The 12,820-nt window shown below is 44.9% G+C and carries 12 protein-coding genes; 5 read left to right on the top strand and 7 right to left on the bottom strand.

Annotation, left to right across the window (positions count from 1 at the left end):
- Nucleotides 1-57: 57 nt before the first annotated feature.
- From L1D55_RS02030 to L1D55_RS02015, 4 genes are all read right to left on the bottom strand, one after another.
- Complete coding sequence (locus L1D55_RS02030) at nt 58-1,335, bottom strand: cytosine deaminase (protein ID WP_239916366.1); 1,278 nt, start codon at nt 1,333-1,335, stop codon at nt 58-60.
- A gap of 9 nt (nt 1,336-1,344) precedes the next feature.
- Nucleotides 1,345-2,583, bottom strand: coding sequence for a cytosine permease (gene codB / locus L1D55_RS02025; RefSeq protein ID WP_239916365.1), 1,239 nt, complete (start codon nt 2,581-2,583; stop codon nt 1,345-1,347).
- A 706-nt stretch (nt 2,584-3,289) separates the two neighbouring features.
- A complete protein-coding gene (locus L1D55_RS02020; RefSeq protein WP_128163696.1) occupies nt 3,290-4,513 on the bottom strand; it encodes a biotin/lipoyl-binding protein in 1,224 nt (407 codons plus the stop codon).
- Nucleotides 4,507-4,857, bottom strand: a complete 351-nt coding sequence (locus L1D55_RS02015) for a hypothetical protein (RefSeq protein ID WP_004742350.1) — start codon at nt 4,855-4,857, stop codon at nt 4,507-4,509. Before L1D55_RS02015 ends, L1D55_RS02020 begins: the two co-directional genes overlap by 7 nt.
- Before the next feature lie 133 nt (nt 4,858-4,990).
- On the opposite strand from L1D55_RS02015, the gene L1D55_RS02010 reads away from it, so the two are divergent.
- Nucleotides 4,991-5,998 carry an AraC family transcriptional regulator gene (locus tag L1D55_RS02010; RefSeq protein ID WP_239916364.1) on the top strand — a complete coding sequence of 336 codons (1,008 nt, stop codon included), beginning with the start codon at nt 4,991-4,993 and terminating at the stop codon, nt 5,996-5,998.
- Nucleotides 5,999-6,005: 7 nt separating this feature from the next.
- Here L1D55_RS02010 and L1D55_RS02005 read toward each other — a convergent pair whose 3' ends face one another.
- Nucleotides 6,006-6,896: an urea transporter gene (locus tag L1D55_RS02005; RefSeq protein WP_239916363.1), complete on the bottom strand. Its 891-nt coding sequence runs from the start codon at nt 6,894-6,896 to the stop codon at nt 6,006-6,008.
- 82 nt (nt 6,897-6,978) lie between these two features.
- A complete protein-coding gene (locus L1D55_RS02000; RefSeq protein ID WP_239916362.1) occupies nt 6,979-7,638 on the bottom strand; it encodes a pyridoxamine 5'-phosphate oxidase family protein in 660 nt (219 codons plus the stop codon).
- A 90-nt stretch (nt 7,639-7,728) separates the two neighbouring features.
- Between L1D55_RS02000 and L1D55_RS01995 the strand changes: the two genes are divergently transcribed.
- Nucleotides 7,729-9,189, top strand: a complete 1,461-nt coding sequence (locus L1D55_RS01995) for a PLP-dependent aminotransferase family protein (RefSeq protein ID WP_239916361.1) — start codon at nt 7,729-7,731, stop codon at nt 9,187-9,189.
- A gap of 15 nt (nt 9,190-9,204) precedes the next feature.
- On the opposite strand, the gene yjeH is transcribed toward L1D55_RS01995, so the two are convergent.
- A complete protein-coding gene (gene yjeH, locus L1D55_RS01990; protein WP_239916360.1) occupies nt 9,205-10,470 on the bottom strand; it encodes an L-methionine/branched-chain amino acid transporter in 1,266 nt (421 codons plus the stop codon).
- Nucleotides 10,471-10,707: 237 nt separating this feature from the next.
- Here yjeH and L1D55_RS01985 point away from each other — a divergent pair, with 237 nt between their 5' ends.
- The 3 genes from L1D55_RS01985 (at nt 10,708) to L1D55_RS01975 (ending at nt 12,817) form a co-directional block, all read left to right on the top strand.
- Nucleotides 10,708-11,169, top strand: a complete 462-nt coding sequence (locus L1D55_RS01985) for an Lrp/AsnC family transcriptional regulator (protein ID WP_239916359.1) — start codon at nt 10,708-10,710, stop codon at nt 11,167-11,169.
- Entirely contained in the window at nt 11,163-12,083 is a 921-nt protein-coding gene (locus tag L1D55_RS01980; protein ID WP_171368136.1) for a LysR family transcriptional regulator, read from the top strand. Before L1D55_RS01985 ends, L1D55_RS01980 begins: the two co-directional genes overlap by 7 nt.
- Nucleotides 12,084-12,196: 113 nt before the next feature.
- Nucleotides 12,197-12,817: a LysE family translocator gene (locus L1D55_RS01975; RefSeq protein ID WP_239916435.1), complete on the top strand. Its 621-nt coding sequence runs from the start codon at nt 12,197-12,199 to the stop codon at nt 12,815-12,817.
- Nucleotides 12,818-12,820 lie beyond the last annotated feature (3 nt).

The raw sequence follows: 12,820 nt of genomic DNA, 5'->3' as shown, positions 1-12,820 counted from the left end.
GCCAACACAACAAAAGGAAGCATCTCAGCTTCCTTTTCTTCATTAGTATAGACGATATTAACGCTTGAAGTTGATATCTTCTGTTTGAGCTAAGTTAATTTTTGTTTTAGCTGGCTGAGTCTCTGCAATCACCTTACCGTGGCGCACTGAATACTGCACGGGTACTTGGCGACGCACGGCATCAAAGCCATTATCAGCAGTAAGAATAAGTAAGCTACCTGGCTTACCTTCTTCGATACCGAAGTTGTCTTGGATGTTCAATGTGCGAGCAGAGTTTTTGCTGATCAAATCAAGCGAGTTGTTGATTTGGTCGTAGCCCATTACCTGTGTTACGTGCAGTCCCATGTGCAGAACTTGAAGCATGTTCGCTGTACCCAGTGGGTACCATGGGTCAAACACATCATCGTGGCCAAAACAAACGTTGATGTTTGCTGCTAGCATCTCTTTCACACGAGTCACACCACGGCGTTTCGGGTAATCGTCAAAACGGCCTTGTAAGTGAATGTTCACTAACGGGTTTGCTACGAAGTTGATACCAGACATCTTTAATAGGCGGAACAAGCGAGATGCGTAAGCACCGTTGTAAGAACCCATCGCCGTTGTGTGGCTTGCCGTTACCTTTTCACCCATCTCAAATTTATGAGCTAGGGCTGCCAGTGTTTCAACAAAACGAGATTGTTCGTCGTCGATTTCGTCACAGTGAACGTCGATTAAGCAGTCGTACTTGCGTGCAAGCTCGAACACGTAATGCAAAGATTCAACACCGTATTCACGAGTAAATTCGAAGTGAGGGATAGCACCAATAACGTCAGCGCCGATCTTCACGGCTTCTTCAAGCAACTCTTTGCCGTTTGGGTATGAAAGAATGCCTTCCTGAGGGAATGCAACGATCTGAATGTCGACCCACTCTTTCATCTCTTCACGAACTTCAACCATTGCTCTTAACGCAACTAACGTTGGGTCAGATACATCAACGTGAGTACGCACGTGTTGAACACCGTTAGCGATCTGCCATTTCAGTGTTTGCTTCGCACGAGATTTCACGTCTTCAATTGATAGCAGTTCTTTGCGCTCAGCCCAACGCTCAATACCTTCAAACAAAGTGCCAGAGATGTTCCAGTTAGGCTCACCAGCGGTTTGAGTAGTGTCTAGGTGGATGTGCGGTTCACAGAACGGTGTAACAGCAATGCCACCTTCAGCATCAAGGATGTCACCTTGATGATTGATTTGTGCGTCATTATCGAGAATGCGAGAAAATTGACCATTTTCAATCAGAATCTGTTTCAAGCCCTCTTGGTCTTGAAGTTTCGCGTTCTTGATTAATAAGGTTGTCATAGTGTGTCCTTAGGCGGCCTGAGATTTCAGAGCTTTTTTGTTCAATAGAGGATTAAGCACGAGGTAACTGATTGCACCACCTAACACGGCGTTCAAAGGAACAACGCCAGGAAGGAAGTGACCAGCGGCTACGCCTGTTGCTACCGCGATAATGCCAGCCCAATTAACGGTTTGGAACTCTGCATTTGCAAAATCTTTGTAACGTTTACGGTTTGCGAAGAAGTCAGCGATGATTACACCACCAATTGGTGGAATCGCCAACGATAGGAAGGTTAACCAACCTACGAAGTTGTTGTACAACCACAGCGCGAAAATCGTACCGATGATACCGTTAATGATAGACATTGTAGTACTTGAGCGGCCAGTGATGTTAGATAAACCAAGGCCAGATGCATAAAGTGCGTTTTCGTTAGTTGTCCAGATGTTCAAGCCAAGCACGATGATTGCTGGAAGTAGCAGCCCTTGTGCAATCATCACATCTGAAATGTCTGATTGGCCTGTCGCTGCTGCACCGGCTGCGCCGAAGATAAACATCAGTGAGTTACCGATGAAGAATGCCACCATTGTGATTAATACTGCGCTCGCTGGCTTTTTACCAAAGCGAACAAAATCGGCCGTTAGCGTACCCGCACTAACAAATGAACCTACAACCATTGCTAAGGCCATTGAGAAGTTCATTGGAGTTTCTGGCTTAATCAGTTGTAGCTGTTCTAGTCCGCCAACGCTGTCTACCGCAGTCAATACTGAGTAACCACCTAGAATAGCAATCGCTGGAACAGCAATCGCTGAAAGTACCATTAGCGCTTTAATGCCGAAGTACACCGTACCTGTCATCAAAAGGCCTGACACAATAATCAAGGTGTTGGTATCGATGCCCGTCGCTTTCTGTACTGGAATTGCGAACATCGCTACACCTACGCCAAACCAACCGACTTGTGTACCACCAAGTAGAGCAGAAGGAAGCCATGAGCCTTTTGTACCGAAAGAGAAACGCGCTAGGAGGTGAGTAGAGAGGCCAGTAGATGAGCCGATGTAGCCAAGAAAAGAAGTGTAAATACCAAGAATTAGGTTACCGATGAGAACGGCGAGGAAGAAATCGTTGAATGAGAGGCCTGTCCCGAGTGAACCACCTGTCCACATACTTGCAGAGAAGAAAGTGAGTCCAAGCATTACCATGGTGAGTGAAGCGACTCCTTTCCTAGCCGATGTAGGAACCGGCCCTAGACTGTAGTTATTATCAGCAGCCATTTTTTAACCTCCGCAAATGATCAAAATTAAAATTAACGGTCGCCATATTGCAGGCAAACGTGCGCATTATGGTGATATAAATCACATAGTCAATGCTAAATTTGTCAATAGTCAGTCGTTAAAACCAGTTTTGGCTAAAATTTTCATATAAAACATAAGGTTATTTTTATGAATTATTTCATAGAAATTAATAGAAAACGTTTTCTATCACTTGTTGGTGGCTAACAAGATGTAGGTTGAGTATGAATGTTGATTGTTATTGGTATGAATGGTTGTCTGTATACGGGAAATGCAAGCTTGGTAAACGATAGGTAAAAAAATAGCCAATCGCAATAACCGCGATTGGCTTATATATTTTGTGAACAAGTATAGGTTCACTAACAACGTCAGTTGGCTAGGTGACCCTCGGCTTAAGAAGGGTCAATGAATACATTGCAGTTAGTGTGCCAACTTTAATAACCTTGATTATCGGCTGTTTGATAGCAATTTGGTGCGTATTTAAGCGCTTTCTTAGCGTTTTGAAATTGGATGTTTGCGTAATGCAAGTGCATTTTGCGAATTGGTATTGACTTGACGGCAAATAGTAGGGGAGTTCAAGCTGTTGGCTCTTCTTTCTGAGTTAAGCTTATTGGTTTGTATTCAAGAAACGAAAAGCCCGAGTGATCAATGATCATTCGGGCTTGGTATTTCTAATCCATGAAGGTGGTTAGATAGAGTAGAAGAAGTAAAGTTGAGACTTCATTCTGATGATGATTCCACGAATAACATCGAGGAAGGCCATAAAGCTAATTGGCTTCTCACCACTAACCCAGGCAAGCCCTACTGAGCCGACAGGGATGTCGTAACCTTCTGTTTCATCAATCTTCAAACGAACGAAGTGGTGCTTGTTCTGAAGGTTTCGACCTGTGGTTACTCGAACCTGTTCATCGATACCTAATAAGCTGGCTTGTGCTTCACCCGTTGCTTCCACAATTCCTTCTACTGTCGCAGAGAAGATTTTCCCCGGGTATACCGCTGTTGCGAACTCCGCAGGCTGACCGACTTTGATGTTGCGAATCGCTTGGTGGTTCACCCGCATTAACACGTACTTCTCTTCGGTATACATTTGTATACGAGGCATCATCGAAACACGTTGCCCTTCACGAAGAATAAAGTTGGTAACAAAGCCATCTGATGGCGCCGTTACTTTCGTGCTATTCAAGTCCCACTGTGCTTGTGCCAACGTAGCTTTTGCAGAGTCGACCTCGGTTTGCTTCTTACTTACATTGGTTTCGGCTTTGTGGATGTTTAATTTAGCGTTCTCCGCATCTACTTCTTTCTTACTCAACTGAGATTCAAGTGTAGTGACGTTGTGTGTTGCTAAGTCCACCTTTGCGGTTTGTTGGTCGATGTCAGACTCTGTAATGGTGTGCTCAACCACACTGTTTTGCTTTTGATAACGATCCAGAGTCTTAGACTGCAAAACTAAGTCGGTCTTTGCTGACTCAATTTGTGCTATCGAAGCTTTGATGTCTTCAAGCGCTGATTGGTAGCTGACTTTTGCAATGCTGACTTCTTGGCGAGCTGTGTCTAACGCGACCTCTGCTGACTCAAGTTGAACCTTTGCCTTATCTCGAGCGATCACATATTTGGTGTCATCAATCTCATAGATCAACTGACCTTCAGCTACGTCTTGGTTTGGGTGAATATGAACTTTCGTGGTTTTTCCCGTCACATTAGTTGAATCTGGACGCAATTGAATATGTGGCGATTGAACGACGGAACCGCCTGAGAGGTCCATCGGCGTAAAGTTAATCAGTCCTACCCACACAAACAGCAACCAAGAAGTACCACCAAGGTACGCAAAGGCTTTCGTTCCTTTATTCCAAGGCATGCCAATCAGCCTCAGTAAATAAATGAATAGTGCCCAAATAGCTAAGCCTTCTAACATGCTTGCTTCTCCTCGTCTTTGTTATCAGCGTTACTGGTTTCTTTCGGTGTTGCGGGGGCTTTCCATGTATCCCTAAGGTTGATGATTGCTTTTTCCATATCAACGAATGCCAAAATGACGGCGAGTACCCACACCCAGTGCCACAAAAAGCCAATCCAAGTGAGCGCAGTGATCAAACCGAGTTGTTGATGCTCTTTACTGTGAGCCTTGTTGATCGGTAGTTCATGGACACGCCAGAACCCGTAACATGCAGCTGCAATCGTTGCGACGAGTACAACACCTGCAACCACATGTAGCACTGTGTCAGCGCCAGTTCCAACAAATGGGACACTTACTAAACTCATTGATATACCCTAGGTTAAATTGAGCGCTGAGTGTGATTGATATCAGATTTATAGGTTGCAAATTTACTAATTACTTTAATAATGACACTTAAATGAGATGTTCTGTAATTGTGTTGGCTAGGGTTTGCGACGAATGAATAATTGTAACTTCTTAAGAGCATTAGGAATTTTAGGTATATATCAGTACGCAGCGGTGAATCGTGAGCTAGATATGGACTCTTTAGGTATTCCCAAATCGGTATTTGCTAACGCTATGAACCTAATTCCGGTCAATGAAGTGGATAAATGGTATGGCTTACTTGAGAAGAAAACGGATGATCCAGACATCATCTTAAAGCTTGCTGATAGAGTCGATATCGAGAAGTTGGGCCCGCTTGCTAACTGGTTTTTCTCCGGGCACGACCTAGCTTCGACTATTCGACGCGTCAACATCGGGCTGCATTGTTTGCAGTCGGGCGCTTTCTTATATGGGGCGCAAGTGGGTAACTTGATTAAGTGGTGTTATGACAACCCTGAATACTCTGAGACTGGCAAGGTACACGATTCAGTACGTGTTGCGATCTTTATGATGAAGATATTAAGGCGTTATCTCGGGCCTGATTTCGTGCCTTCTGCGGTCTCTATTGCCGGACATCGAGAAAATACTGAGCTTTATCACGAGTACTTTGGTTGCAATATTCAATGGGGACAACCAAGAACTGAAGTGTGGATACCGAGTAAATCTAGGTTATCTATGAATCACTCACCGTCAGAAGGGAAAATGAGTTTAGCGATGAATTTCCATGATTTAGATAACTATCTCAATATGCCAGACGCAGGTGATGAACATAAGGTGACCTATGAAATGATCAACTATAGTCGCCATTTTGGCTTACCAACGTTGAATAAGGTGTCGAGCTTACTTGGTTTGTCTGAGCAGCAGTTTCAGCGACGACTGCACAAACTAGGGGTTAACTTTTCCACTATTATGGGTTACGCATTGAGTAACGTTGCCGTTGAGTTGTTGAGTTATTCATTGCCGGTTGAAAAGGTGGCGAGACGCCTCGGCTATACCAACGTGGCAAGCTTTACGCGAATGTTCAAAAAGCACCGTGGCTTGACTCCGAAGCAGTATGTCGAAAGGTTTAGAACCGGCTTATAGAGCGATATCAGGTGTGTTGTTTGCTCGATAAGTACACCATGACCCAAGTGCTGAGAATGAAAGGTGCGGTTAGTGGCAGTAAGTTAAGAGTGTGGAATATGAGTGTAACGAGGCAACTAAACACACCGCCTAATATCGCCCAACCCCATGAAACTCTTGGATATAGAATCAGTGCGAGTGTCGCGAGCACAGCATTGTATCCATATAGCCCTTGAGCGATCAGTTTGCCATCTGCGCCAATTACCTCACTAAACAGAGTACTGATGGCTACTGCCAACACTACCCAAATAGCGTTTCGGATGTTGTTGAGCATGATCGCTACTAAAATAATCAGCCCCGTCCACGTATTGTTGATAAAGCTGACTTGGCTGACTCCTTTTAGCATGGTCACGATAAAAGGGGAGAGGTGAGTCTCTAAATTTGTCGTTGTGTGGATGTGTGGAGCTTGCTCATCGACAGAAGGAGAAAATACCGTTAGATCTAAGCTCCACTGAGCCACATAAATTAACCAAGATGTTATGACGAAAGCACTGGTATAGCCGAGGTACTTTTTAAAGCCAAATACCACGGTTGCTATGGGTACAGTGAACAGTGCACCCAAGAAGGTAATTATCACCAAGATGGGTGTGATCCCAAATATATTACCGATAAACAGTGCGACAAGTGCACCATTCAACGCATACATTCCATTATTGATGTTGTCGATTGGCTTCCTGCTATAGCAAGCAAACACATAACTGCTCGCTGCGCCGAATAGTGTGAGGGCTAAGAGGGGAAGGGATTCGACTGAGATGGCAATCAGAAATAAAACAGACGTGATGATTGTTGGAGTGAAGTAGACTTGCCCAATACCATTGAGCAAGCCCTGATGTTGTTGAAAGTCCTTATTCGTCTGCATCGCTCGGCTACGTTATTTATTGATGTTAGATTTTTGATAACCAGATTGTATACAATTTTAACGTGTTGACCATTTTGGTTTGTTAATTTTGATACCAGCGTTCACCATAAGCTTGTTGATAATCAGGCTTTTCAATGAGCCCTTCTTGCTCGGGTACAGTTTCCAGTGGCCCCACAATGGTTCGATAGGGAAGTACCCCCGCCCACACTGGGATATCCATATCGGCTTTGTCGTCATTCACACCATGCTTACCAATTTTTACTGATGCTTCGGTTAGCGGTATCGCCAATAACTCAGTCGCAGTGAGCTCTTTTTCATTGCTGAGTCTAACCTCGTCGGTTCTCCCTGGGGCTATCTGTTCAATGAAGATATTCAGCAAGCGATCCTTTTCTTGATTGTCGTCGACGACTGAAAATGATCCGAGCACCACAGCAGAACGATAATGGGCGCTATGATGAAAGGCTGAGCGAGCCAAGACCCAACCATCGAATAAGGTGAATGTTAAACAGGTTGGCTCGCCTTTCTTAAGCCCTTTTAGTAAGCGACTGTTTTTGGCGCCATGAATGTAGACCATGTCATCGACTCGCCACGCGAGCATCGGTATTACCATCGGGCCTTGTTCACCTTGTAGTGCAATGTGCGCGATTAAGCTTTCATCAATGATCTGATGCAGTTTCTCTTGTTCAAATACGGCTTTGTGGGCCCCTTTTTTAATCGTGGTTCTTTTCGTGTTGGATAACATAATCGCTCCTTAATCATTGCCTTTTGATTAATGTAGCGATTAACTGGTCTATTAAATAGAGCCACTTTTAAACACTATTTGGATCCAGTTATGCAGCCTATCGATGTCGGTGACCTACAACTTAGTGAGCAACATGACACGCGTCAAACCGCTTTATTCCATGCGATCAGAGAGAAGATCGTTCAAGATTTATGGAGTAAAGGCAGCAAGTTACCTTCAACACGCAAGTTGGCTGTTGAGTTGTCGGTGAGCCGAAATACCGTTATCTACGCATATGAGCAGTTAGTCACGGAAGGTTATATCGAAAGTCGAAAAGGTTCCGGTTTTTATGTGTCGGTCGAGCAGCCGGAACATTTCTTGAATTCCTCTCAACCTAACCTTGTTCAAAAGACTAGTGAGGTGGCTGCGCAGGCTGAGGTAGCACGTAGGAACGTAGCGACAACGCTCGATATCAATAGTGGCTTTGCCCCAGGAGTCCCTGACCTCAACGCTTTTCCTTTTGCGAAATGGCAAAGGCTATTGCAACGCCATTCAACGCGTCAAAGCATAGCAGGCAACCAATATGTCCAAGGAAGTGTCGCCTTGCGAGATGCGCTTAGTGGGTACCTTGCAAGCAGCCGATCTGTTCGTTGTCACGCTGATCGAATTATTATCACCGCGGGGGCGCAACAGGCGATTTCCATTGGTTTGATGGCAACGCTGGTGACGGGGGACGAGCTATTGATGGAAGAACCTGGCTATCGACAAGTCCATAAAATTGTTGATTTGTTAAAGCTCAAATTAGATGGTGTGGCGGTACGAGAAAAGGTTGGGCTTGATATCGATAAAGTTCTCTCCAGTAAAGCCAAGGCTTTGTATGTCACCCCGAGTAATCAATACCCGATGGGGACTACGCTTAATACCGAGCTGCGCCTAAAACTGATTGATTGGGCGAACAAAAACCAATCTTGGATCATAGAAGATGACTATGACAGTGAGTTTCAGTTCGCGCACCGACCATATACCAGTATGCAAGGGTTGGCAGGCAAACTTAGTTTGGATGACCGAATCATCTATGTCGGTTCACTAAGTAAGGTGATGTTCAACGGCCTTCGTTTGGGTTATTTGGTGGTTCCAGAGCACTTGGTGGCTAAGTGTCTCGAGATAAAAGATGCGCTTAGTGGAGACACCGCAAGCCATACTCAAGAAGCATTGGCTGATTTTGTTCGTGAAGGTGATTTATTACGACATATCAGGAAGATGCGTCGTTCGTACAAACTTAAGTACGAAGCGATGATCGATGCTATTGAAAGTGAGTTTAATGGTGATCTTGAGGTGATCAGCCAAGCGGCGGGACTGCATGTCACCGTCAAATGGAATGGTGGCATTTCTGAGCATGAATGGAGCCGAAGAGCTGAGCTCGACAATATTATTATTCGCCCATTTTCTTTTTACGAATATGGCTCTAGCGTTGAGCGTGATTGGAATGGGGCGTTATTGGGTTTTGGGAATGTTCGTTTGGCAGAAATAAAGCCGAAGATCAAAGCGATCGCTCGGCTTTTTTATCAGTAAAGGTATCTGTAGTACTTATAATTTATCGATAGAAACGGTGGGTTTACCGAACCATTTTCGCCAAGGGAGTGACAATGTCACAAAAATCGTCACAGCATACAGCATTGACCAACTTAGATAGATAAACACGATAGTGCAGATAACCAACGAAAGCATCGCCGTGTATTTAGAAGTACCTTTCAGAAGTCGGCAAGCGGCTAGCATTGCGAGCAGATAAACCAGAACAAAAATACCGTTAGCGAGCTTTAAAAAGAACTCAAGATCTAGATTGGACAGCTCGCCGATTACACATGAAATCAGTGCGATAACGCCGATTGCTAACGTTGGGTAGAGCGGCACTCCGCGGCTATTGAGCTGTGCCATTTTGCCATCCGGTCGATGCTGACGAGCCTGAGCCCAGACCATTCGCGACAAGCTTTGTGTGTATAGATTCAGGCTAGCGAAACAGGCAAAGAAACCAAGCACACTGATAACAGCTTTAAATCCATTCCCAAACAGTTGTTCAGTTACCCATGGGATTGATGCGGCATCAAACTCCGCTGAGCCATACGCGCCTAGCTTGAGGATCACTACCGAACAAGCCCAATACACCAAGCCAGCAACGAAACAACCAACTACGATAGCAATAGGAAAGTCTCGTTGAGGATTCTTGAATTCTTCCCCCATATGAGCAAAAGCTTCTATTCCGACAAAGCACCAAAACATCACGGCCAATGCGGCGCCAATAGACCACATAGAGTCAGAGGATAGGCTCGGTATCGCTATATCGGAGACAGTGATCTCTGCCTTCCAAACGAAAGCGCTGACTAAGGCAAAGATTGACAGGGCAATCACGGTTTGCAGGCGGCCTGAAGACTTACTGCCCATCAAGTTGACCACAATCAGTAGTGCTACGGTAAAAAATTGAGCGCCGAGTGGTGTGTCGAGCGGAGCTGGTAATAACTGTTGGGCAAAGCCGCCAGCTAACGCGATAGCTGCTGGAATACCTACGGGTACTACACTAACAAACAACCAAGCGACACTCGTTTCCAACCTTTCACTAAACGCTTGGCGAACAAAATAGGCAGTGCCTCCCGCGTTCGGATAGCGTTTACCTAGCGCAGCGAAAGTGAGAGCAATAGGGCAAATGGCGATAAACAGGATTAACCAGGCTAACAGTGATAATTGACCTGCAATACCTGCCGCGATAGCGGGAATCATAAATAGCCCAGTACCAAGCAAGGTCGTTGAAAGTTGCCCGATACCGGACATTAGCGTGATTTCTTGTTTTAGCTGGGTCATTCGCTCTCCTAGCTTGTGACGATTTTGATCTGGGAATGGAAAGAGTGTGAATGAAAGCATACATTGTCGTCATCAATAATACAGCTAGCGAAACGTCGTAAGCCGCCGCCATTTTAACGGTATTTCTTGGATTAACGGTCAAAGTGTCGGCTGTCGTAAACAGCGACTGTTATAAGTTCAAGAGTTGTGTCAAATTAGGCGTGATAAATAGAACAATAAATGGGAAGAATCAAAAGCATGGATAAATTTGATCGCCAAATTTTGGATATCCTAAAAACCAATGCTCGTTGCTCAGTGAGCGATATTGCGAGAGAAGTGAGCCTCTCTCGTTCGGCGGTGAATGCGCGAATTAAGAAGTTAGAAAGTGACAAAGTCATCAAAGGATACTGCGCTTTGGTTGATGAGCCCAATCAAACTAAGAACGTATGCGCTTATATTTCGTTGAAGTTCGACCTGTCGAGCAGTGACCATAGCTGTGAGTCTTACGCGAACCAAATTCATGGTATTGACGGTGTGCAATGGTGCCACTCAATTAGTGGAGAGACCGATATGATGCTATATGTCGAGGTCGAGAGTATGGAACGTTTAAATCAAGTTCGCGATCAGCTGCAAAGCTATCCAGAGCTTCGCCATCTAATGACTCATACCGTGTTGACCGAGTTTTTTAACAAGCTGAATCCGACGGTACATTCATGCTAGGCAATATCAACTTAAACCTACTGCGTTCATTACATGTCCTTCTTGAAGAGTGTCATGTGAGCCGAGCCGCGCAACGCCTACATATCACACAATCAGCGGTGAGCCGCCAACTTAGCCAGTTACGAGATTTATGTGGTGACCCTTTGTTAGTGCGTGATGGCAATAAGCTGGTGCCAACCAATCGAGCTATCTTGCTTAAAGAGAAACTCGATGACCTACTTGGTGAGTTCGACCACCTGTTAGATGACAAACCATTTGAACCGCAAGAGTGGCAGGGTGAGTTTGTGCTGTCTTCTAGTGACTATGTTGCTCAGTATATTTTGCCTGTGATTGTTGCCGAGGTATCAGCTGATGCGCCGAATATCAATTTGGCCTACCGTTTGTGGCAGCCAAACTACCTAGAATCACTCAATGAATCAGGAATCCACTTGGCTTCCAGCATGTTTCCTAGAAAGCCGGAGCATGTCTCGAGCATCAAGCTTGGAGAGGACAAATCGGTGTGTTTAATGCGCAAATCACATCCATTGGCTCAGCAAGAGGCGTTAAGTTCCGAAGATATTGTCCTGTACTCTCATATCAAGGTGACTGGAGGAGGAGACAAAGACAGCTACGCCGATATTGCATTGAAAAAGCAAGGGCTGAAACGCAGAGTGGCATTTAAGGTTCCTTTCTTTTCATCGGCAAGTAACGTGTTAATGCAAGACGATTATTTGATGATCGTACCGGAACACATCGCCTATAACCTAGGTAGGCATCTTGAGGTTAAGTATTTTCCATTGCCATTCGAAACCGAAATGCACACCTATTGGTTAATGTGGCACCCGAAGTACGACAACGACTCTGCACATAAATGGGCTCGAGAAAAGGCGTTCGAGGCAATGCAAAAGTCGAGTTACAATATCAGTATGACTTGAAATCATATCTATGATGATTATCTTTGATTTCAAATAATACCAAGTGATAATTATGCTAACTATCAATGGTAGAGCGTTCAACTAGAACGCATGGTTTGACTAGGAATGGAATGATGACGGTAACAATTTGGTTTTCTTTATTGGCGATTTGCCTATTGGGAGCAATGTCTCCGGGGCCAAGTTTAGCAATGATCGCTAAACACAGCTTAGCCGGTGGTCGTATTAACGGGCTTATCGCTGCTTGGTCACACGCTGCGGGTATTGGTATTTATGCGTTTGCAACCATCGTAGGCTTGGCAGTGGTATTGGAGCAATCTCCAACGTTATTTAAAGGTATTAGCTTGGCGGGTGCAGCTTATCTGTTGTACTTGGGAGTCAATGCTCTGCGTTCGAAAGGGGGTGTAGCTGCCAAATTAGAAGCAGGTGAACAGATGAGCTACATGCAGTCTGCTCGTGAAGCTTTCTTAATCTCTATCTTGAGCCCAAAGATCGCACTGTTTTTTATCGCTCTGTTTAGCCAGTTTGTCGCGCTTGGCAATGAGCTGACCAACCAAGTGATTATTGTCTCGACTCCGCTGATTGTTGATGGCCTATGGTACACCTTCATCACCTTGGTGCTATCTAGCCCTCTCATTGTTGAACGAATCCGTTCAAAAGCGCAGTTGATTGATCGACTTTCAGGTATCGTTTTGATCTTGCTTGCTGTGCGTGTGGTGTGGACCATATGGCGTTAAACA

Origin of the sequence: Vibrio sp. Isolate22 (assembly GCF_022398115.1) — a bacterium.
Lineage (GTDB): Bacteria > Pseudomonadota > Gammaproteobacteria > Enterobacterales > Vibrionaceae > Vibrio.
Note: the sequence above shows the minus strand (reverse complement) of the source record. Positions and strands in the feature narration are given on the sequence as shown.